Origin of the sequence: Dietzia cinnamea NBRC 102147 (assembly GCF_001571065.1) — a bacterium.
GTDB classification, from domain to species: domain Bacteria; phylum Actinomycetota; class Actinomycetes; order Mycobacteriales; family Mycobacteriaceae; genus Dietzia; species Dietzia cinnamea.
The window spans coordinates 88,562-110,252 of the sequence record NZ_BCSW01000006.1; the positions used below are offsets into that span (position 1 = coordinate 88,562).

Sequence of the window (21,691 nt, forward strand, 5' to 3'; positions counted from 1 at the left end):
ACCCCTCGGTAACTTCATTTAGGGTCGCCTAACAGGCATTACCCGCCCCGACCACGGTACCCACCCTGGTTTTCGTCAGGCAGATCTCAGGTCTAAAGTCCTAGTAGGCGCCCGCTGTGCTCTCGGGCCGGAACGCGCGCCGATGGCATCAGGCCCAGACGATTCGGAGGCACGACAAGCCCATGAGTACTGCGCAGGCGCCGGCGCGTCCGGCCCCCAGAAAGAAGCTCAATCTCTACAAGGGTGACCCGGGGATGTGGTCGTGGGTCGCCCACCGGATCTCCGGCGTCGCGATCTTCTTCTTCCTCTTCGTGCACGTGCTCGACACGTCGCTCGTCACGGTGAGCCCGGAGAGCTATAACGCGGTCATCGACACGTACAAGACGCCGATCGTCGGGCTGATGGAGATCGGCCTCGTGGCGCTCGTGCTGTTCCACGCGCTCAACGGCCTGCGCATCGTCCTGGTGGACTTCTGGTCCAAGGGCGCCAAGTACCAGCGCCAGATGCTGTGGACGATCCTCGCGATCTGGGTCGTGGTCTTCGCCGCCGCGACCGCGCGCCTCCTCTTCCTCCTCTTCGAGCACCTCTAAGGAGAACGATCACCATGGCAGACGCACCTGTTCTCCAGACCTCCTACGACCGCCCCGCCTCGCTGGCGCAGCCCCGGTCCCCGCGCCTCCGCTCGCGCTTCAACTTCGAGCGCACCGCGTGGATCTTCATGCGCTTCTCCGGCGTCGCGCTGGTCATCCTCACCCTCGGCCACCTGACGGTCGGCCTCATGATCGACGAGGGCGTCCACCGCATCGACTGGGCCTACGTGGCCGATCGCTGGCAGAGCCCGTTCTGGGCGACCTGGGACATCCTCATGCTCTGGCTGGCGATGCTGCACGGCGCCAACGGTGTCCGCACCATCATCGCCGACTACTCGCGCAAGGACTCGACCCGGTTCTGGCTCAACTCGATCCTCCTCGCCGCCACCGTTCTGACCCTGGTCCTGGGCACCTACGCCATCTTCGGCCTCGCCTACGACATCTGATCGACGGCAGTATCCGGCCGGCGGACTTCACCCTTCCGAAAGCGAGCACTGAGAAACCCATGACCGATCGTCAGGTCCACCAGCACCAGTACGACGTAGTGATCGTCGGCGCGGGCGGCGCAGGCATGCGCGCGGCCATCGAGGCGGGCCCGCGTACCCGTACCGCGGTCCTCACCAAGCTCTACCCCACCCGCTCCCACACCGGCGCCGCCCAGGGCGGCATGTGCGCGGCCCTCGCCAACGTCGAGGAGGACAACTGGGAGTGGCACACGTTCGACACGGTCAAGGGCGGCGACTACCTCGTCGACCAGGACGCCGCGGAGATCATGGCCAAGGAGGCCATCACCGCCGTCATCGACCTGGAGAACATGGGCCTGCCGTTCAACCGCACGCCCGAGGGCAAGATCGACCAGCGCCGCTTCGGCGGACACACCCGTGACCACGGCAAGGCGCCCGTCCGCCGGGCCTGCTACGCGGCCGACCGCACGGGTCACATGATCCTGCAGACGCTCTACCAGAACTGCGTAAAGCACAAGGTCGAGTTCTTCAACGAGTTCTACGTGCTGGACCTCTGCCTCACGGAGACCGCCGACGGCCCCGTCGCCACCGGCTGCGTCGCCTACGAGCTCGCCTCCGGCGACCTGCACGTCTTCCATTCCAAGGCCACCGTCTTCGCGACCGGCGGCTCGGGCCGTATGTACAAGACCACCTCCAACGCCCACACCCTCACCGGTGACGGCATGGCCGTGGTCTTCCGCAAGGGCCTGCCGCTGGAGGACATGGAGTTCCACCAGTTCCACCCGACCGGCCTGGCCGGCCTGGGCATCCTCATCTCCGAAGCCGTCCGTGGCGAGGGCGGCATCCTGCGTAACGCCGACGGCGAGCGTTTCATGGAGCGCTACGCCCCCACCATCAAGGACCTCGCCCCGCGTGACATCGTCGCCCGCTCGATGGTCCTTGAGGTGCGCGAGGGTCGCGGCGCCGGCCCCGAGAAGGACTACGTCTACATCGACGTGACCCACCTCGGCGCCGACGTGCTCGAGGAGAAGCTGCCCGACATCACCGAGTTCTCCCGCACGTACCTCGGTGTGGACCCCGTGACCGAGCTCGTGCCCGTGTTCCCCACCTGCCACTACGTCATGGGCGGCATCCCGACCAACGTCCGGGGCGAGGTGCTGCGCAACAACTCCGACGTCGTCCCCGGCCTGTACGCCGCCGGAGAGTGCGCCTGCGTGTCCGTCCACGGCTCCAACCGCCTGGGCACCAACTCGCTGCTGGATATCAACGTCTTCGGCCGCCGCGCCGGCATCGCCGCGGCGGAGTACGCTGCGAACCACGAGTTCGTCGAGCTCCCCGAGGAGCCGGAGAAGATGGTCCGCGACTGGATGGAGCGCATGCTCGCCCCGCACGGCACGGAGAACGCCGCCGACATCCGCAGCCAGATGCAGGCCATGATGGACGACAAGGCGTCGGTGTTCCGCACCGAGCAGTCGCTCACCGAGGCCCGCGATGAGCTGCGCGAGCTGAAGAAGCGCTACGCCGAGGTCACCGTCTCGGACAAGGGCAAGCGTTTCAACACCGAGCTCTTGGAAGCCGTCGAGCTGGGCTTCCTGCTGGAGCTGGCGGAGGTCACGGTCGTCTGTGCCCTCAACCGCAAGGAGTCCCGCGGCGGTCACTCCCGCGAGGACTACCCTGACCGCGACGACGAGACATACATGAAGCACACCATGGCGTTCAAGGAGGGCGGTCTCGACCTGCTCTCCGACATCCGGCTGGACTGGAAGCCGGTTGTGCAGACCCGCTACGAGCCGATGGAGCGTAAGTACTGATGACCACCGCAGTCGACACCACCAAGGCCACCGACGGCAGGGACCCGAACTCCGACAACCGTCCCGTCCCGCCCGGCTCGACCATGGTCACGCTGAAGATCGCCCGGTTCAACCCGGAGGATCCGGATTCGGCGGGTTGGAAGGAGTACGAGGTCCCGGCCCTACCGTCGGACCGTCTGCTCAACCTGCTGATGTACGTCAAGAACTACATCGACGGGTCCCTGGCGTTCCGCCGGTCCTGTGCGCACGGCATCTGCGGGTCGGACGCCATGCTCATCAACGGCGTGAACCGCCTGGCGTGCAAGGTCCTCATGAAGGACATGCTCCCCAAGGACGGCAAGTCCATCACCATCACTGTGGCGCCGCTGCGCGGTCTGCCGGTGGAGAAGGATCTCTACGTCGACATGGAGCCGTTCTTCAAGTCGTACCGCGACGTCATGCCGTACCTCATCACGTCCGGCAACCAGCCGACCGCCGAGCGCATCCAGTCGCAGACCGACCGCGCCCGCTTCGACGACACCACCAAGTGCATCCTCTGCGCCTGCTGTACGACCTCCTGCCCCGTGTTCTGGGCCGACGGGTCGTACTTCGGGCCGGCGGCCATCGTCAACGCTCACCGGTTCATCTTCGACTCCCGTGACGAGGGCGCCGCCGAGCGTCTCGAGATCCTCAACGACGCCGAGGGCGTGTGGCGCTGCCGCACCACCTTCAACTGCACCGACGCGTGCCCCCGTGGCATCCAGGTCACGCAGGCGATCCAGGAGGTCAAGCGCGCACTGCTGTTCGCCCGCTGATCATCCCCACGCGGGGCGCCCCAGACTCCGCCGCGGCCGGGGCCGCATCCTCCACTTCCGGAGGGTGCGGCCCCGCCCGCATTTCCGGCCCGCCCGGGCCTGCGCTGCGCGCGTCACTGCGCACCCTACCCATGCCTCCCATGGCCGCCTCTCGCCATGGCGTCTGGCGCGTACCGATGAGCGCGCGAGACGACATGTCCGCGCGCGGCTGTCGAAAGCTGGCGAGCGAGACGCCATCGGGAGGGGCGAGACGCCATCGCAGGGAGCGGCTGCAAGCGACGCCGGGAGCGAGACGCCATCGCCGGGAGCGGCTGCGGGGAATGCGTTCGCCTCGGCGGCCCGTCTCACGGCGGGTCCGGCCCACGAACGCCCCGGCCGGTCATAGAATCTGGACCCGTGACCAGCACCCGACGACGGCCCGCACACCGCGCCGCCGGCCTCGCGATCGCGGCCCTCGTCGCGCTGACACCCCTCGCCGCCGCGGACCCCGCTACGGCCGTCGAACCCGCGCCGGACCTCCCGCTCACGGAGGCGCCGCCGGCGGCCGTGTTGCCGTCGACCACCTCGTCGTCGTACTTCGACACCCCACGCGACATCACCGGCTGTCCCCACCGCACGACCCCGCCCGCACCGGTCGACGAGTCCGAGGTCCCGCTGCCCGGCCAGACCGCGCCCACCCCTCCCCCCGTCCCCGAGATCCCGCCGGGCGGCGACGCGCTGGCCGGCTGCGACGTCGTAGCCCCTGACGGTTTCGAGACGCCCCGCGACGTGACGGCGAGCGCGTGGATGATCTCCGACCTCGACAGCGGCGAGATCGTGGCCGCCCGCGACCCTCACGGTCGCTATCGCCCCGCCAGTCTCATCAAGACGCTGCTCGCGACCGTCGCGCTCGACACTCTCGACCCGGATCGGATCGTCCACGTCACCGACGCCGACCTCGAGGGGGCCGAGGGCAGCCTCGTGGGCGTCGGCCCGGGCGGTGCGTACTCCGTCAAACGGTTGCTCACCGGACTGCTCATGTCGTCGGGCAACGACGCGGCCGTGGTGCTCGCGCACCAGATGGGCGGGATCGAGGCGACGCTCGAGGCGATGAACGCCCACGCCGCCGGGATCGGGGCGCGCAGCACCTATGCGGCCACGGTCAACGGGCTCGACGGGCCCGGCATGATGTCCAGCGCCTACGACATGACTCTGATCTTCCGCGACGCGATGACCCGGCCGACGTTCGCCGAGATCGTCGCCACGCAGTCCACCGGATTCCCCGGGTATCCCGCCGGCGAGGGCGCGGGCCCGCCCGACCCCGCCGAGGCGCCGCCGAACACCGGCCCGGTCATCCGCCCGGACGGGGTCACCGTCAATCCCGGGTTCGTGGTGGGCAACGACAACCTGCTCCTCTACAACTACCCGGGCGCGATCGGCGGCAAGACCGGCTTCACGGACGACGCCCGCCACACGTACATCGGCGCGGCCGAGCGCGACGGGAGGCGGCTGGCAGTGGTGCTGCTCGACGGCACCCGCGTGCCCGCGGCCCCGTGGCAGCAGGCGGCGTCCCTGCTCGATACCGCGTTCGCCACCGGCGGCTCGGTGGGGTCGCTCGGGGCCGGCGAACAGAACCCGTCCGACGACGCGACGGCTCATCTCGCCTCCGGGCCGGTCGGCAGGGCGGGGCGCCCGGGCGCGGCGGACACGGCGGACGTCGGCGGCTCGCTGCTGGGGCGCTACGGGCCGTGGCTGGGGCTCGGTGCAGCCGGACTCGTGGTACTGGCAGGCGCGGTGCTGGCGCTCCGCTCGCGACGTTGAGCGGGTGGCGCGGCCGGGGACGCGGGCCGGATGGCGTAGGGGACACCGGCCGCGATCAGGAGACGGCGGCGCCGGTGAGAATGACCCGCAACCGCGCCGCGCACTCGTCGCGCGCCGTCCGCGCCGCGTAGCCGACGGAGACCTCCACGAGGAGACGGAGTAGGACGACGACGACGAGGTCGGCCGCGATGTCCACGGCGGTGCCGTCCGCTCCGGAGAGCGTCTCGAGTCGGCCCAGGGTTATCCCCAGCCGACGACGCGCGGAATCGACGGCCGTCGTGAGGACGCGATGATCGGGGTGAGCGGTGTCTGCCAGCCCGCGGGCGAACATCCCCCAGGTCTGCGGATCCCGGGTCGCGGCGTCGGCGGCGCGGCCCGGCCAGTCGGTCGCCGGGTCCTCGGTCGGGGTGGAGACCAGCTCGTCGACGAACGCGCCGAGCACGTCCGCCGCGCCGGCCGCGAGCTCGGAAGCCAGGTCGTCGACCGATTCGAAGTGCCGGTAGAACGCGGTGGGCACGATGCCCACCTCGCGGGCGAGCTCGCGGACGACGAGCCCGGTGAATCCGCGGGACGCCACCGCGTTCCGGCCCGCCTCCACGATGAGTGCACGCGTGTGCCGCTTCTGCTCCGCTCGCGTCCTGGGGGTCGTCACGGGTCCGATCCTATCGACTATCTGCTGGGACCGCTCAGACCGGCCACGTCGCCAGATCGTCGCACAGGCCACCGCCGCGGGGGTCTTTTCATTTCAGAGAACACCTGTACACTCACACTCGTCCGGTGGTCGAACCGGGCGGACGCGCCCCCCGGGACGCGACCACGCCCCCGGGGGTGTGAGGCGCGAGGACCACACAGGGGCGAGCGCGGCCGACGGTGCACGACCACACCGACCCACACTTTCCACGGAGGTCCCCATGACCGCCCCGCCCCTTCGCCGACTCTTCTCCCGACGCCTCACCCGCACCCTGCTGACGCCGCATCCGGTCGAGCACTACGTCCGCTCGCTGGGCGTGGCCTGGTCGGACGACCCCACCGGCGCGACGGTCGTGGCCGTCGACCGGCCCGTCCCCGACGTCACCGTGCTCACCCTGCGACTGCCCACCGGCGTCCCGAGGCCCGCCCCCGGCGGCGCGCTCGAGATCGGCGTGGTGATCGACGGCGTCGTCCACCGCCGCCACTACTCCCCCGTCGACCCGGCGTCCCGCGCCGACGGGCTCGCGACCATCGCCGTCCGTCGCCATCCCGGCGGCACGGTCTCCGAGTACCTGTGGGCCGACGCGGCGGCCGGGACGCGACTGCTGCTCGGCAACCCGGCCGGGGAGATGGCGTTGCCCGAGGTCCGCCCGGCCGACGTGCTCCTGGTCAGCGGCGGTAGCGGCATCACGCCGATGCTGGCGATCGCCTCGACCCTGGCCGCAGAGCAGCACTGCTCCGGCGCCGGCCGCGTGGCCTGGCTGCACTATGCCCGGCGTGTGCAGGACGTGCCCTTCCGCGACCGGCTCCGCCAGCTGTCGCGCGCGGGCATCGACGTCCGCGTGGTGCCCACCGCCGGAGGGTCCACGCCCGACGGCCTGGCCGGCCACCTCAGCGCCGGGCACCTCGAGGCGATCGCCCCGTGGCACCGCGACGCGACGGTGTTCCTCTGCGGCCCCGATCCCCTGGCCGGCGGGCTCGCGGAGACGCTCGGCGCGGAGCGCTTCTCCGGCGTTCTCCGCGAGCGCTTCACCGCTTCGAACGGGCCGGTCCCGGACGGCGACGGCGGCACGGTGACCCACCTGCGCAGCGGAATCACCGCCCGCAACGAGGGCACCACGCTGCTCGAGGGCGCGGAGGCCGCGGGGTTGAGACCGCAGCACGGGTGCCGCATGGGCATCTGTCACACCTGCACGGCCGTGCGTCGCTCCGGCGCCACGCGCGACCTGCGGACCGGCGAGGTCGACGCCACGCCCGGCTGCCACGTCCAGATCTGCGTCAACGCGCCCGTCGGCGACGTCGAGATCGAACTGTAGACACCACCAACCGGATCCCGACCCGGAAAGGAACCGCATCATGGCTCTCCTGCAACTCCCCACCCTGCGTCCCAGAAAGCCCGCGGCGCCGAAGAAGGCCGCGAAGATGTCCGCGAAGAAGTCCGCTCTCGCGCCCGAACCGATCGTCCTGTCCGCCGAGTCGGTGGAGATCATCGGCCGCGAGCTCGACGCGATCCGCGACCGGGTCGTCGCCGACCTCGGCACCGCCGACCGTGACTACATCCTGCGCGTCGTCCGCACCCAACGTCGTCTCGAACTGACAGGCCGCGGCCTGATGTTCCTCGGCTTTCTGCCGCCCGCGTGGCTGGCCGGTGTCGCGGCGCTGAGCGCGTCCAAGATCCTCGACAACATGGAGATCGGCCACAACGTCATGCACGGCCAATACGACTGGATGCGCGACGACATGCTCCACTCGTCCAGCTTCGAGTGGGACAACGTGTGCCCCTCCGACCAGTGGCGACACTCGCACAACTACATGCACCACACGTACACCAACATCCTCGACCTGGACCGGGACATCGGCTACGGCCTGCTGCGTATGGAGTACGAGCAGAAGTGGACCCCGCTGCGTCTGGGCAACCCGGTGTACGCGTTCGCGCTGATGATGCTCTTCGAGTGGGGCGTGATGCTCCACGACCTGGAGTACGACAACGTGCTCAAGGGCAAGCGCAAGTGGTCCGACGTCAAGGGCCTCGTCGCCGGCTGGTGGCGCAAGGTGCGCGGCCAGGTAGCGAAGGACTACATCGTCCACCCGGCGCTGACCGGCCCCCTGTTCCCGCTGACGTTCGCCGGCAATCTCACCGCCAACCTCGTGCGAAACGTGTGGGCGTTCTCGGTGATCTTCTGCGGCCACTTCCCGTCCGGCGCGCAGGTCTTCACACAGGAGGAGACGGCCGAGGAGACGCGCGGCGAGTGGTATGTGCGCCAGATGCTGGGCTCGGCCAACATCTCCGGCAGCCCGCTGATGCACCTCGCCACCGGCAACCTCTCCCACCAGATCGAGCACCACCTGTTCCCGGACCTGCCCGCGCACCGGTACCCGGAGATCGCGGTCGAGGTGCGCCGGATCTGTGAGGAGCACGGGCTGCCATACAACACCGGGCCGCTGTGGAAGCAGGTCGGCTCGGTGTGGGTCAAGATGTTCCGCCTCGCCCTGCCGCTGCCGCCGAAGCCGGAGGACGCGCCCGCGGTGATCATCGAGCGCAGGAAGGCTCCCTCCGCCGCCTGAGTCGCGGGTACCGTCAAAGGCCACCATCGACGAGGGGAGCGGTCCGTGAGCGACTTCGAACGCAACAAGGACCAGGTCCAGGCGGGCGTCCAGGCGGGGGCGTCGCTGGTGGGTCGGATCGCGGTCATCGTCACCGACGCGGTCGGGTCGATCGCCAAGGAGATCGGCGACTTCGTCACCGAGGGCATCGAAATGCGTGAGGCCGCCCGAATCTCCCGCCGCGAGGAGCGGCAGCGCACCGCGGACGAGCCGCTGATCAACCTCGACGGCATCGAGGACGGCGACCTGCAGGGCTGACCGGCGACCGGCCGCTTCCCGGGGAGAGGCGGCCGGTCGGCCCCCGTGGCCCCCCGTGGCCGGTGCGAAGTGGCGCCGGCCACGGTGGCAGGATCCCATGTCGTGACGATCATCGCCGCCGCGGACGGCTCCGCTCTCGGAAACCCCGGTCCTGCCGGATGGGCCTGGTATATCGACGACTCGACCTGGCGCTGCGGTGGCTGGAAGCGCGGCACCAACAACCAGGGCGAGCTCACCGCCGTGCTGGACCTGCTGCGCCAGACCGCGCACACCGATGAGCCGCTGCACATCCTGTGCGACTCGCAGTACGTCATCAACTCGGTCACCAAATGGATGAAGGGCTGGAAGCGCAAGGGCTGGAAGAAGGCCGACGGCAAGCCCGTGCTCAACGTCGAGGTGATGAAGGCCCTCGACGAGGCGATGCAGGGCCGCGAGGTGACGTTCGAGTGGGTCAAGGGGCACGCGGGCCACGAGCTCAACGAGAAGGCCGACGCCCTGGCCAACGGCGCCGCCAAGGCGCACTCGTCGCGCAAGGAGCCTGAGCCCGGGCCGGGCTTCCCGGGTGCGACGGCTGTGGGCGCGGGCGAGGACCCGGCCGTTCCCCCGCCCGCCGCGGGGGGCGCCGCCCGGCGATCGCCGTCCGCGGGAGGATCGGGGACGAGCGGGACGACGACGAGGTCAGCGGCCGAGTCCGAGCCCGACCTGTTCTCCCTGGACGCGAACACCCCGGCCGGTCCCGCGGACGAGGAAGGGAGTTCTCCCTCCGCCGCCGGCCCGGGGATCGAGGACCTCGTCGTCGACCTGGAACGCTCCCTGCTGACCGACGCCGTCCGCCGGGACCGCCGCACTCTCACGCGACTGCTCGACGTGCGGTGGCGGCAGGTGGACGCCGCGGGCCGCACCCGGACCCGCCGCCAGCTCGGCGACACGGACGGGTCCGTCGAGGACGTCGAACTCGAGGTGGTCGAGACCCGACGCCTCGGCGACGACGCGGTTCTCGTGCTGTGGCGCGCCACCGCTCCCGGGGGCGAGGTCTCGCTGGGCAGCTCGCTGTGGCAGCGGTTCGGCGGTGACTGGAAGCAGGTCTACCAGCAGGCCACCCGCGAGGCCTGAGGCGGCGTCGGCGTGTCGACCGCGCTACAGGTGTTGTATGGTCGGCGGCCGCGCCGACGCCCGGTTCAGCCCCGACGGGGCGCGGTGAATCCGACGGCCTGATAGACCTGCGACAGGACGGGGCCGGCGACCGCGCGGGCCTTCTCCGCGCCGTCCGCCAGAATCCGCTCGAGCTCGGCGCGGTCGGACATGAACTCGTCGAACCGGCCACGCAGCGGCGTCACGAACGCCTCGAGGGCGTCGGCCGTGTCGGTCTTCAGCGCGCCGTAGCCTGCTCCGGCGGTCTGGTAGTCGGCGACGATGTCGGCGATCGCGCGCCCGGTGAAGGCGGACTGGATGGCCAGCAGGTTGGACACGCCGGGCTTCATCTCGCGGTCGTAGCGGATGTTCCCGTCGGAGTCGGTGACCGCGCTCCGGATGCGCTTGGCGGAAACCTTGGGATCGTCGAGCAGGTTGACGACGCCCTTGGGGTTCTCGCCGGACTTGCTCATCTTGGCGGTGGGGTCCTGCAGGTCGTAGATCTTGGCCGAACCCTCGAGGATCTTGCCCTCCGGCACCACGAACGTCTTCTTGTAGCGGGAGTTGAACCGCATCGCCAGGTCGCGGGTCAGCTCGAGGTGCTGGCGCTGGTCCTCGCCCACCGGCACCAGGTGCGGGCGGTAGAGCAGGATGTCGGCGGCCATGAGCACCGGGTAGGTGAACAGCCCCACGGTGGTGCCGTCCGTGCCCTGCTTGGCGGCCTTGTCCTTGAACTGCGTCATCCGCGCGGCCTCGCCGTAGCCGGTGATGCAGCTCAGCACCCACGACAGCTCGGCATGCTCGGGCACGTGCGACTGCACGAACAGCACCGAACGGGCGGGGTCCACGCCCAGCGCGAGCAGCTGCGCGCAGCCGCGGAAGACCCGCTCGCGCAGCTCCTTGGGGTCCTGCTTGACGGTGATCGCGTGCAGGTCCGGGATGAAGTAGTAGGCGTCGTAGTCGTCCTGCAGCTCGACCCACTGCCGCACGGCGCCCAGGTAGTTGCCGAGGTGGTACGAGTCGGCGGTGGGCTGGATGCCGGACAGGACACGCTGGCGCTTGGCGGGCGCCTGCGCCTCTGCCGACCCGGCGGCGGGCGTGGGGGTTGCGGAGGAGGACGGCTCAGACATGGCCATCATCATCCCACGCTGCCGGGTTCTCTCCGTTGACGCCCTCGGCCCGCCGATGGGACGGGTCAGTCGACCGAGCGTGATGCCATTTCCGGCGGGAAACCGCCGGTCGCGATCGGGCCCCAGTCGTCGATCGTCACGCGGATGAGGCACTTGCCCTGGCGCACCATCGCGGCGCGATACTCTTCCCAGTCGTCGTGCTCGCCGGCGACGCTGCGGAAGTAGTCGACCAGCGGCTCGACCGCCTCGGGCAGGTCGATGATCTCCCCGCGGCCGTCGAGGTGGACGTACGGGCCGTTGAACTCGTCGGAGAGCACGCACACGCTCACCGCCGGGTCCCGGCGGATGTTGAGCACCTTCGCCCGCTGCGGATAGGTCGCCACGGTGAGCCGCCCCTCGGCGTCCACGCCGCACGTGACCGGTGAGGACTGCAGGCCCCCCGACGACTTGCGGGTGATGAAGATCGCGCGGTGCCGCGAGCGCAGGAACTCCTCGAGGCCCGCACGATCAGGGTGCTCAGCGGTCGCGTACTTCGGCATGGGACCGAGGCTACGGGCCCACCCGCCACGCGGCATCCGCGACCGCGGGCCGCCCCGGCGCGGACGCCCTCGTCGTCGTCACCCTCGTCGCCCCGGCGCCGTCACTCGTAGACGACGGTCACCGGCGCGTGGTCGGACCACCGCATGTCATAGGCCTCGGCGCGATCGACCCAGTCCTTGACGGCGCGGTCGACGAGGCCGTCGGAGACCACCTGGTAGTCGATGCGCCAGCCCGCGTCGTTGTCGAAGGCCTTGCCACGCTGGCTCCACCACGAGTACGGGCCCACCTCGTCGGGGCGGCGGTGCCGCACGATGTCGGTCCACCCGCTGCCGTCGGCGAACACGTCGGTCATCCACTCCCGCTCGTGCGGCAGGAAACCGGAGCTCTTGTGGTTGCCCTTGTGGTTCTTCAGGTCCTCTTCACGGTGGGCGATGTTCCAATCCCCGCAGATGATCATCTCGTGACCGTCGCGACTCTTCAGCTCGGCGGCGCGCTCGGCGAGGTACCCCCGGAACGTCTTCAGGAACCGGTCCTTCTCATCCTGCTTGGGCGTGTTGGCCGAGCCCGACGGCAGGTACAGGCTGGCCACGGTGACGGTCTCGCCGTCGACCGCGCCGGGGTAGACGGCCTCGATGTAGCGGCCGGACTCGGCGAACTCCGGATCGCCGTAACCGACGCACACGTCCGACGGCTCCTGGCGGGACAGCAACGCCACCCCGGCGCGGCCCTTCATCGAAGACGCCGATCCGATGAGATGCCACCCCGCGTCGAGCGCGGGCGCGAGCGCCTTGCGGGTCTGCTCCTCGTCCGCGCGCACCTCCTGGAGGGCGACGACGTCCGCCCCGCTGCTCTCCAACCACGGCAGGAACCCGAGGTTGGTCTCCGACCGCTGCTTCACGGCGGCGCGGATCCCGTTGACGTTGACAGTGCTGACCGTGAGACTCACGGCCGCCATCGTAGCCACCCCCTCCAACACGGCCGGGCCGGGATCAGGCCGCCTCCGACCGCCGGACCCAACCCGGGGCACCGGTGCAGCGGCAGTGTCGGACGTCGTCCCACTGGAAACCGGGGCTAAGCGCCCCCGACGACCAACCGGAGCCCACTCGCGTGACGATCGCCCTCATCCGGCTCCGTGCCCGGAGTGGAGGGAGCACCAGGTCGAGCCACGGCAAGGAGTTGGCCGAAGGTGAGGGTGTTTATGTCGTCAGGCGAGAGTCCGGTCTCGGCTGCGAGATCCTCCACGATCGACCGCCCCAGGATCTCCCTGGCGGCGTCGAACACCTTGGATCGGGGCCACGGCATCGACGAGCCCGGTTCCGCACGTCGGAAGCCCCTCGCCGAGAGATCGCGGAACATCTTGGTGATCGAGGAATCCCCCACCACCCCGGCCCGCCGAAGGCCCGAGACGTACGCCATCGCGGACACACCCCATCTGAGCTTCCCGGCGATGAGCGGGTCCAGTCCCACCTCTGGCAGTCCCTCGCTCTGCAGCGTGAGCGTCGGGAGGAGAAGCTCGGACGCGAACGCATCGGCCTCTTTTTCGCACTCGGCCGTGGGATATGGCTCATGTGCGTGGAGAACGAGATGGCCGAGTTCGTGGGCGAGGTCGAATCGCGATCGCTCCGGGGTTTTCAGGCGGGAGAGGAAGACGTATGGACGGCCGTCACGCCACAGGCTGAAGGCATCGACGTCGGCGGACCGTCCCTGCAGGCCCATCACTCGCACCCCGTGCGCCTCCGCGAGCTGCACCAGATTCGGCAGGGGTCCCGGACCCAACGTCCATGCCGACCGCAGCACTCGTGCGGCCTCTTCCGGATCGCCCACCTCGGACAACACCGGCACATCAACCCGGGGCAATGTCAGGCGCCTCGCGAGCGCGCTGTAGAACTCGATTCCGACGAGCCCGTCCCCCGCTGCCGCAGCTCGCGTCGACGACGACGCCGACCGACGCGATCGAAAGTAAATCAAATCCGGCTCAAGCACGTCCGGCTCGTCCAGCTCGAGAAAGGCCCGCGATACCCCTGTCGCTGCCGAAAGGGCGCCCAATCGCCCCACCGGAACGCCCGTGGCCTCCCATGTCCGAACCGTCGACCCCGCGACTCCCACCACGTCCGCCAGTTCTCGCCGGGTCAGACCGGCGCGTACCCGGGCGAGGGCCAGCCTGGATCCATCAGCCTTCTCCTGCGGCGTGGATCTCGAAGTCGACGTCGTCGAACGCGGAGACATCGGTCGCCCTCACTTCCATGGCCGAGAACTGCATGGGGGTATCGATGATTGCACGGTCGCCCCACCGGGTCACCTTGCCACCCTCGATATCCAGCGGGAGCGACACCTCAGCAACGCTCGCCTGCGTCCCGATGTCGTGCCGGTACAGAAGCATCCACGTCTGACACGCACCCGCTCCGTCTCGGTTCGACTCCACGTCTATGTCCAGAGCCAGTTGGATCTGCTGATGCCGCCCGGGATCGTTCGATCGGACGTGTTCTTCCACAGCACGCCCCTTCGGGTTGGACGTCGACGGAATCGCCTCGGGGTCACCGGTACCCGAGTCGCCGCTCGCCACGATGAGGCGCACACGCCCGTTCGGCGACACGATCGTGGGCAGATTCTGCTTGTCCGCCAGCTTCCAGCCGTCGGTCGCCAGGTGGCGCCGGATCGACGCGACCGTCCCTGCCCAAGCGTAGAAACCCGGAGCGATCTTCGGCGCCGCGGGATCGAGGGCGAGCCCTTCGGCGAGACCGTCTCGAACCGCCTCGACTACAGCTCGCTCCGAGATTCCCAGGCGTCCGAGGATCTCCTTCGACGCCGGACGCCCGGGCGTGGCTTGCGCTGCATTCCCCATGGTCAGCCTCTCGGTGTGGTGACGAAAGCCGGTTGTCCCGGCCGCGTGCCCGCACCTTCTCAGACGGCTACGACATTTCAGGGCGCCGCGGTTTCTCCCTTGCGCACCGACCGCACGGCCACGACGAGGATCGCCAGCCCGAGCGCCGCCAGCGCGGCACCGGCGAGGGCGGGCGAGGTGTAACCCCACCCGAACGCGATCACGACCCCGCCGAGCCAGGCGCCGAGCGCGTTGGCGGCATTGAGTGCCGAGTGGTTGAGCGCGGCGGCCAGCGTCTGCCCGCGGCCGGCGTGCCGCATGAGCCGCGACTGCAGCCCGGGCACGAGCGCCGAGCCCGTGGTCCCCACGAGGAACAGACCGATCACCGCGGTCACGGGGTGATGCGCGGCGAGCGCGAACCCCGCCAGCACGAGCGTCATCACGGCGGCGATGCCGACGAGGCCCCGGTCGAGATCGCGGTCGGCGATGATGCCGCCCACCACGTTGCCCGCGACCATGCCGAGCCCGTACATCGCCAGCACAGCGGGCATCCAGGCGCGATCGATGCCGGCGACGTCGACCATCGTCCACTGGATGTAGGTGTAGATCGCGAACATGCCGCCGAAACCCACCGCGCCCACCGCGAGGGTGGCGAGGATCTGTGGCCGCGCCAGGGCGGCCAGCTCCTCGCGGGCGCGCACGACCACCGTGCCGGCCGGTTCGGGGACGACGACGAGGATGGCCGCCACGGTCAGTGCGCCGATCACCCCGACGGCGAGGAAGGCCGACTGCCACCCGACCGACTCCCCGAGCCAGGTCGCGGCCGGGACACCGATCACGTTCGCGACCGACAGGCCCAGCAACACCTGGGAGACCGCGCGCGCCTGCCTGCCCGGTCCCGCGAGGGACGCCGCGACCAGCGAGGCGACACCGAAGTACGCGCCGTGCGGGATGCCCGCGACGAAGCGGGCGACCACCAGCAGTTCCGCGGTCGGCGCGAAGGCCGCCGCCACGTTGCCCACGGTGAACAGGGCCATGAGCACCAGCAACAGGGTGCGACGGCGCCACCGCGACGTCCACACGGTGAGCAGCGGCGCACCCACCACCACGCCGAGCGCGTAGGCGGTGATGACGTTGCCGGCCTGTGGCTCGGTGAGGCCGAACCCGTCCGCGATCGAGCGCAGCAGACCCATCGCGGCGAACTCGGTGACGCCGATGCCGAACCCGCCCAGCGCGAGCGCGAGAATCGCCGCCGTCACCCTCCGGCGGGTGGGCGCGGGCGCCGCGGTGGCGGACGCGGACGCCGCGGTGGCGGAAACGGTGGGGGCGGCGGCCGGATCGGCGGCGGGGTCGGGGCGCGTGGTCACCGGAGCAGGCTACGCCGACCGACCAGGTGGTCCCGCCGCGCAACCCTCTCAGGGGGCGGTACGCATGAGGCGCCGTCCGCCGTAGACCACGAGGAACGAGGTGACATACATGACGATGCTGTAGACGGCGGCGGCGAGACCGACCTCTTCGTCACCGATGACCGTGAAGGCGATGAGCATCGTCAGGGTCGTGTTCTTGATGCCGAACTCCACCGCGACGGCGATCTGCTCGGCGCGGCCCAGTCGGCACACCCACGCGAGGAGCCCGCCGAGGACGATGAACGCGATGTTGAGGACGATCACCGCCGGGCCCACGGTCGCGACCAGGTCGACGATCCGGTCCCGCTCCCCCAGCACGATGCCCACGATCAGCGCCACCAGCACGATAAGCCCCACCACCCCGACGAACCGCTCGATGCGCGCGGCCAGCGACGGCGCCTTCGCCCGCAGCACCATGCCAATCGTCACAGGGATGAGGATGACGCCCAGCAGCAACCCGAAGGTCTGACCGAGCGGGACGTTGACCTCCGAGTCCGCCGCGCCCGGGATGAACCGGACGCCGAGGTCGAACCACAGCGGCAGGGTGAAGATGACCGCCACGGACGTGATCGCGGTGAGGATCACCGATAGTGCCACGTTCCCGCGGGCCAGGTAGGTGATGAGGTTGGACGTGGCCCCGCCGGGCGTCGCCGCCACCAAGACCACCCCGAGCGCGAGCATCGGCGTGAGGTCGAAGAGGAGGGCGACCCCGACGCCCACCAGCGGCACCAGGACGAGTTGGCCGACCAGGCCGACGATCGTGGCCCGCGGCGATCGAGCCTGGACCGCGAAGTCCTCCCGCGTCAGACTCAGACCGATCCCGACCATGATGATGGCCAGGGCGATCGGCAGACCGACGTCGATCAGGGGGCTCTGGTCCACGGAAACTCCTGGGGTCAAGGGGCAGGGACGGCCACACTGTGAAGTGGACCACTGTCCGATTGACCGTAGCCCATCCCGCCGCGGGCGGTGGACCCGCGCGTCGATTCAGCCTGGATCAGGAGCCGGCGCGGGTGCGCTTGAGGTTCTCGTCCAGCGCGGCGAGGAAGTCCTCGGTGTTGAGGTACTCCTGGTCGTCCCCGACGAGCAGTGCGAGGTCCTTGGTCATCTGACCGCCCTCGACGGTGTTGATGACGACGTCCTCGAGCTGGTGGGCGAACTCGATCACCTCGGGGGTGTTGTCGAGCTTGCCGCGGTGCTCGAGGCCGCGGGTCCACGCGAAGATCGAGGCGATCGGATTGGTGGAGGTCGGCTCGCCCTGTTGATGCCGGCGGAAGTGGCGGGTCACGGTGCCGTGGGCGGCCTCGGCCTCGCAGGTCTTCCCGTCCGGGGTGAGCAGGACCGAGGTCATCAGGCCGAGTGAGCCGAAGCCCTGTGCCACGGTGTCGGACTGCACGTCGCCGTCGTAGTTCTTACACGCCCATACGTAGCCGCCCTCCCACTTCAGCGAGGACGCCACCATGTCGTCGATGAGCCGGTGCGCGTAGGTCAGGCCCGCCTCCTCGAACTTCTCCTTGAACTCGCGGTCGAAGACGTCCTGGAAGATGTCCTTGAAGGCGCCGTCGTAGGCCTTGAGGATGGTGTTCTTGGTGGACAGGTACACCGGGTAGCCGCGGTCCAGGCCGTAGTTGAACGAGGCGCGCGCGAAGTCCTCGATGGACTTGTTGAAGTTGTACATACCCATGACCACGCCGCCCTCCTCGGGCAGGTCCACCACCTCGTGCTCGATCGGCTCGGACCCGTCGGCCGGCGTGAAGGTGATGGTGACCTTGCCCGCCCCCGGGGCCTTGAAGTCGGTGGCGCGGTACTGGTCCCCGAAGGCGTGACGGCCGACGATGATCGGTTTGGTCCAGCCCGGCACGAGACGGGGGACGTTGGAGATGATGATCGGGGCGCGGAAGATGGTCCCGCCGAGGATGTTGCGGATCGTGCCGTTCGGCGAGCGGTACATGCGCTTGAGCCCGAACTCCTCCACGCGGGCCTCGTCGGGCGTGATGGTCGCGCACTTGACGCCGACGCCGTGCTTCTTGATCGCGTTGGCCGCGTCGACGGTGATCTGGTCGTCGGTGGCGTCACGACTGGAGATCCCGAGGTCGTAGTACTCGAGGTTCACATCCAGGTAGGGATGGATCAGTTCGTCTTTGATGAACTTCCAGATGATGCGCGTCATCTCGTCGCCGTCGAGTTCGACGACCGTCCCCTCGACCTTGATCTTCGACATCGGTCCCCTCTTTCCCCGCCCGGACCTCGTGAGACCGGCGCTGTCGGTGAACATCGTGACGTGCGTCTCATGTTACTGATCCGGGACACCCGGAGGGTCCGCAGAGCGAGGTGGCCCCTCGTTGCAGCCGCGGAGAGGCTTAGGCTAGCCTGACCCCAGGTCATGAGTTCCAGCGCGAAGCCCCGGCTCGCTGGACGGCAACCCTCCACCGCGGTGGGGTGCCCCGGGAGACGACCTGGCCACCACCCGACCGGGTGACAGGCAAGCGCGGGTCCGCTGTCTCGAGAAGCGGCCGGACCCTTCTGAGGAAAGGAGGGGCTCCGCCCCTATGACCTACGACAACAGCAACCCCGACTGGGCGTTCGAGACCCGTCAGATCCACGCCGGACAGCCCGTCGACTCCGACACCGGTGCCCGGAACCTGCCGATCTACCAGACCACCTCGTACGTCTTCGCCGACGCCAAGCAGGCGGCCGACCGGTTCGCCCTCGCGGAGATGGGCCCCATCTACACCCGTATCACCAACCCGACGGTGGCGGCGGTCGAGGACCGCATCGCCTCGCTCGAGGGCGGCGTCGCGGGTCTGCTGTTCGCCTCCGGTCAGGCGGCCGAGACCGCCGCCATCCAGGCCATCGCCCAGTCCGGTGGACACGTGGTGTCCTCGCCGCGCCTCTACGGCGGCACGGACACCCTGCTGCGGCACACCCTGCCCAAGTACGGCATCGAGACCACGTTCGTCGAGAACCCCGACGACCCCGCCTCGTGGCAGGCGGCGGTCCGCCCCAACACCAAGCTGTTCTTCGCGGAGTCCATCTCCAACCCGCTCAACGACATCCTCGACATCCCGTCGATCGCCGAGGTCGCACATAACAACCAGGTGCCGCTGGTCATCGACAACACCGTGGCGACCCCCTACCTGATCCGTCCCCTCGAGCTGGGAGCCGACGTCGTGGTGGCCTCGGCGACCAAGTACCTCGGTGGACACGGCTCCTCCCTGGGCGGCGTCCTGGTGGACGGCGGCAAGTTCGACTGGCGCGTGCAGCGCGACGGTGAGGACGTCTTCCCGTCCTTCACGACCCCCGACCCGGCCTACCACGGCCTCGTCTACGCCGACCTCGGCGCGCCCGCTCTCGCGCTCAAGGCCCGCGTCACCCTCCTGCGGGACACCGGTGCGGCCGCGTCCCCGTTCAACGCGTGGACCCTCGCGCAGGGCATCGACACCCTGAGCCTGCGCATCGAGCGCCACGTGTCCAACGCGCAGCGCATCGCCGAGTGGCTGGAGGCCCGCGAGGACGTCGCCAAGGTGCAGTACGCGGGTCTGGCGTCCTCGCCATACAACGAGCTGCAGAAGAGGATCTCCCCCAAGGGCGCCGGCGCGATCGTGACGTTCGACATCGCCGTCCCCGACGGCGCGTCGGACGAGGACGTCAAGCAGCGGGCGTGGACGTTCATCGACGCCCTCAAGCTGCACTCGTGCCTGGTGAACATCGGAGACGTGCGGTCGCTCGTGTCCCACCCCGCCACGACCACCCACTCGCAGGGCACCCCCGAGGCCAACGCGATCGCGGGCGTCACGTGGGCGACCATCCGCCTCTCGGTGGGCATCGAGTCCGTCGACGACCTGATCGCCGACCTCGAGCTCGGTTTCGCCGCGATCTCCTGACCCGATCCCATGGTCAGCTCTACCGATCCGCTCGCGCTGTTGCCCCCGGGCGACGGCACCCTCGGCCACGTCGCCATCGGCGACATCACCCTGGTCACGGGTGTCGTCCTCCCGGGGGTGACGCTCGCCGTCCAGCGGTGGGGGCGGATCGCGGAGGACCGGTCGAACGTCGTGCTGGTCGAGCACGCGCTCACGGGTGACTCGCACGTCGTGGGGCCGGTCGACTCCCTGCATCCCACCCCGGGCTGGTGGAACGGGCTCGTGGGGCCCGGTCTGCCACTGGACACCGACCGCTACTGCGTGCTGTCGGTCAACGTCCTGGGCGGCTGCCGGGGCTCGACCGGTCCCAGTTCGCTGCATCCCGACGGCCACTACTGGGGAGCCCGGTTCCCTGCCGTCTCGGTGCGGGACATGGTCGAATCCGAGCGTGTTCTGGCCGATCTCCTGGGCATCGAGCGCTGGGCCGCCGTGATCGGCGGGTCCATGGGCGGCGCCCGCACCCTCGAGTGGATGGTCTCCCACCCGGACCGCGTCCGCGCGGCGTGCGTCCTGGCGGTCGGAGCCCGGGCGTCGGCGGACCAGATCGGCATCCAGACCGCGCAGATCATGGCCGTCACCTCGGACCCGCACTGGCAACAGGGCGGATACCACGGCACCGGCCGCACCCCTGTGACCGGGCTGGGCATCGCCCGCCGCATCGCCCACCTGTCCTACCGGGGTGAAGTGGAACTGGACGAACGGTTCGCCAACCGTCCGCAGCCGGGCGAGGATCCCCGCGGCGAGGACCTGTCCATGTCGGGCCGGTTCGCGGTGCAGTCGTACCTCGATCATCAGGCCGGCAAGCTCGTCTCCCGCTTCGACGCCTGCACCTACGTCCTTCTCACCGACGCCCTGAACCGCCACGATGTGGGCCTCGGCCGCGGCGGCGTCGAGGAGGCCCTGCGGTCGTGCCCGGTGCCGTGCGTCATCGGCGGCGTCACCACCGACCGGCTCTATCCGCTGCGTCAGCAGGAGGAGCTCGCCGCTCTCCTCCCCGGGGCGGACCCACTGGTCGTCATCGACAGTCCCGCCGGGCACGACGGGTTCCTCACCGAGGCGGACGTGGTCGGCCCGATGCTCGAACGCACCCTGGAACTCGCCGAGCAGGGGACCGCCGAGAAGACGCGGGGGCACGCGTGACGGGCCCGGACCGCAACGATCACCCGCATCACGACGCCGAGCGGGACCAGACTCCCCGCCCCGCCGTCATGGGTCTCGCGGGCCTGTCGGCGGGATTCGGCATCATCGGCGTCGCGATCGGCTTCGCCACCTTTCTGGGGGTCACCGCCACGGCCGGCGGTGGCGGCGACACGACGGGTTTCGGCCCGCTGCTGGCCAGCGCGGCCGGATCGTTCGTCGTGGGCATCCTGCTCGTCGTGGGTGCGGTGCTGCTGTGGCGCGCCCACCGGGCCGCCCGCGTGGTGATCGGGGTGGGAGTGGCCCTGCTCGCGTTGAGCTCGCTGTCCCGGATGGTCGTGGACAGCATCACGTTCATCTCGGTGGTCGGGACGGTGCTGTCGCTGCTCGCGCTCTTCGCGATGGGATACCTCCTCGTCTCGGACGACGTCCGCGATCACCTGCGCGAGGGCGTCCCCCTCCGGCTTCGCTGACCGGACCCTCCCCGCCCACGCGCTCGGTGCCGTCGAGTCGCAACACCACCCACGCGCTCTGTGCCGTCGAGTCGCAACGCCGCCCATCGGCTCACGCGCCACCTAAGGGGTCCCCTAGG

General features: G+C 69.9%; 21 protein-coding genes and 1 riboswitch. Of the genes, 12 read left to right on the forward strand and 9 right to left on the reverse strand.

Annotated elements, in window-relative coordinates; all coding sequences use genetic code 11:
- The first annotated feature begins 182 nt into the window (after window positions 1-182).
- From sdhC to DCI01S_RS18020, 5 genes are all read left to right on the forward strand, one after another.
- Window positions 183-590 carry a succinate dehydrogenase, cytochrome b556 subunit gene (gene sdhC, locus DCI01S_RS04130; RefSeq protein ID WP_061228073.1) on the forward strand — a complete coding sequence of 136 codons (408 nt, stop codon included), beginning with the start codon at window positions 183-185 and terminating at the stop codon, window positions 588-590.
- 14 nt (window positions 591-604) lie between these two features.
- Window positions 605-1,036 carry a succinate dehydrogenase hydrophobic membrane anchor subunit gene (locus tag DCI01S_RS04135; protein WP_061228074.1) on the forward strand — a complete coding sequence of 144 codons (432 nt, stop codon included), beginning with the start codon at window positions 605-607 and terminating at the stop codon, window positions 1,034-1,036.
- A gap of 59 nt (window positions 1,037-1,095) precedes the next feature.
- The gene (sdhA, locus tag DCI01S_RS04140; RefSeq protein ID WP_061228075.1) at window positions 1,096-2,865 is read left to right on the forward strand and encodes a succinate dehydrogenase flavoprotein subunit; all 1,770 of its coding nucleotides are present in this window, start codon (window positions 1,096-1,098) and stop codon (window positions 2,863-2,865) included.
- Window positions 2,865-3,659, forward strand: coding sequence for a succinate dehydrogenase iron-sulfur subunit (locus DCI01S_RS04145; protein ID WP_061228076.1), 795 nt, complete (start codon window positions 2,865-2,867; stop codon window positions 3,657-3,659). The genes sdhA and DCI01S_RS04145 overlap by 1 nt, the downstream gene beginning before the upstream one ends.
- 396 nt (window positions 3,660-4,055) lie before the next feature.
- Window positions 4,056-5,459, forward strand: a complete 1,404-nt coding sequence (locus DCI01S_RS18020) for a D-alanyl-D-alanine carboxypeptidase family protein (RefSeq protein WP_061228077.1) — start codon at window positions 4,056-4,058, stop codon at window positions 5,457-5,459.
- Window positions 5,460-5,514: 55 nt separating this feature from the next.
- On the opposite strand, the gene DCI01S_RS04155 is transcribed toward DCI01S_RS18020, so the two are convergent.
- Window positions 5,515-6,111, reverse strand: a complete 597-nt coding sequence (locus DCI01S_RS04155) for a TetR/AcrR family transcriptional regulator (protein ID WP_061228078.1) — start codon at window positions 6,109-6,111, stop codon at window positions 5,515-5,517.
- Between the two features lie 259 nt (window positions 6,112-6,370).
- Between DCI01S_RS04155 and DCI01S_RS04160 the strand changes: the two genes are divergently transcribed.
- From DCI01S_RS04160 to DCI01S_RS04175, 4 genes are all read left to right on the forward strand, one after another.
- A complete protein-coding gene (locus DCI01S_RS04160; RefSeq protein ID WP_061228079.1) occupies window positions 6,371-7,465 on the forward strand; it encodes a flavin reductase family protein in 1,095 nt (364 codons plus the stop codon).
- A gap of 106 nt (window positions 7,466-7,571) precedes the next feature.
- Entirely contained in the window at window positions 7,572-8,714 is a 1,143-nt protein-coding gene (locus DCI01S_RS04165; protein ID WP_061228104.1) for a fatty acid desaturase family protein, read from the forward strand.
- Between the two features lie 45 nt (window positions 8,715-8,759).
- The gene (locus tag DCI01S_RS04170) at window positions 8,760-9,011 is read left to right on the forward strand and encodes a hypothetical protein (RefSeq protein WP_061228080.1); all 252 of its coding nucleotides are present in this window, start codon (window positions 8,760-8,762) and stop codon (window positions 9,009-9,011) included.
- Window positions 9,012-9,113: 102 nt separating this feature from the next.
- Window positions 9,114-10,124 (forward strand): RNase H family protein, encoded by a 1,011-nt coding sequence (locus DCI01S_RS04175; protein ID WP_061228081.1) that lies wholly within the window; start codon window positions 9,114-9,116, stop codon window positions 10,122-10,124.
- Between the two features lie 65 nt (window positions 10,125-10,189).
- On the opposite strand, the gene trpS is transcribed toward DCI01S_RS04175, so the two are convergent.
- From trpS to DCI01S_RS04215, 8 genes are all read right to left on the reverse strand, one after another.
- Window positions 10,190-11,272 carry a tryptophan--tRNA ligase gene (gene trpS / locus DCI01S_RS04180; protein WP_061228105.1) on the reverse strand — a complete coding sequence of 361 codons (1,083 nt, stop codon included), beginning with the start codon at window positions 11,270-11,272 and terminating at the stop codon, window positions 10,190-10,192.
- A 65-nt stretch (window positions 11,273-11,337) separates the two neighbouring features.
- On the reverse strand, window positions 11,338-11,811 hold the full coding sequence (locus DCI01S_RS04185) for a PPOX class F420-dependent oxidoreductase (protein ID WP_061228082.1): 474 nt from the start codon (window positions 11,809-11,811) through the stop codon (window positions 11,338-11,340).
- Window positions 11,812-11,912: 101 nt separating this feature from the next.
- Window positions 11,913-12,767, reverse strand: a complete 855-nt coding sequence (locus tag DCI01S_RS04190) for an exodeoxyribonuclease III (protein WP_167349535.1) — start codon at window positions 12,765-12,767, stop codon at window positions 11,913-11,915.
- Between the two features lie 116 nt (window positions 12,768-12,883).
- A complete protein-coding gene (locus DCI01S_RS04195; RefSeq protein WP_007628550.1) occupies window positions 12,884-13,795 on the reverse strand; it encodes an ImmA/IrrE family metallo-endopeptidase in 912 nt (303 codons plus the stop codon).
- A gap of 187 nt (window positions 13,796-13,982) precedes the next feature.
- Window positions 13,983-14,654, reverse strand: coding sequence for a hypothetical protein (locus tag DCI01S_RS04200; protein ID WP_007628557.1), 672 nt, complete (start codon window positions 14,652-14,654; stop codon window positions 13,983-13,985).
- 77 nt (window positions 14,655-14,731) lie between these two features.
- Window positions 14,732-16,000, reverse strand: a complete 1,269-nt coding sequence (locus DCI01S_RS04205; protein WP_061228084.1) for an MFS transporter — start codon at window positions 15,998-16,000, stop codon at window positions 14,732-14,734.
- 48 nt (window positions 16,001-16,048) lie between these two features.
- Window positions 16,049-16,921, reverse strand: coding sequence for a bile acid:sodium symporter family protein (locus DCI01S_RS04210; protein ID WP_061228085.1), 873 nt, complete (start codon window positions 16,919-16,921; stop codon window positions 16,049-16,051).
- A 115-nt stretch (window positions 16,922-17,036) separates the two neighbouring features.
- Window positions 17,037-18,260, reverse strand: a complete 1,224-nt coding sequence (locus DCI01S_RS04215; RefSeq protein WP_061228086.1) for an NADP-dependent isocitrate dehydrogenase — start codon at window positions 18,258-18,260, stop codon at window positions 17,037-17,039.
- Window positions 18,261-18,418: 158 nt separating this feature from the next.
- A riboswitch (SAM riboswitch) is annotated at window positions 18,419-18,534 on the forward strand.
- A 54-nt stretch (window positions 18,535-18,588) separates the two neighbouring features.
- On the opposite strand from DCI01S_RS04215, the gene DCI01S_RS04220 reads away from it, so the two are divergent.
- The 3 genes from DCI01S_RS04220 to DCI01S_RS04230 are packed head-to-tail and all read left to right on the forward strand — an operon-like array spanning window position 18,589 to window position 21,572.
- Window positions 18,589-19,923, forward strand: coding sequence for an O-acetylhomoserine aminocarboxypropyltransferase/cysteine synthase family protein (locus DCI01S_RS04220; RefSeq protein WP_007628178.1), 1,335 nt, complete (start codon window positions 18,589-18,591; stop codon window positions 19,921-19,923).
- 9 nt (window positions 19,924-19,932) lie between these two features.
- Window positions 19,933-21,102, forward strand: a complete 1,170-nt coding sequence (metX, locus tag DCI01S_RS04225) for a homoserine O-acetyltransferase MetX (RefSeq protein WP_061228087.1) — start codon at window positions 19,933-19,935, stop codon at window positions 21,100-21,102.
- Window positions 21,099-21,572, forward strand: coding sequence for a hypothetical protein (locus tag DCI01S_RS04230; protein ID WP_061228088.1), 474 nt, complete (start codon window positions 21,099-21,101; stop codon window positions 21,570-21,572). The genes metX and DCI01S_RS04230 overlap by 4 nt, the downstream gene beginning before the upstream one ends.
- Window positions 21,573-21,691 lie beyond the last annotated feature (119 nt).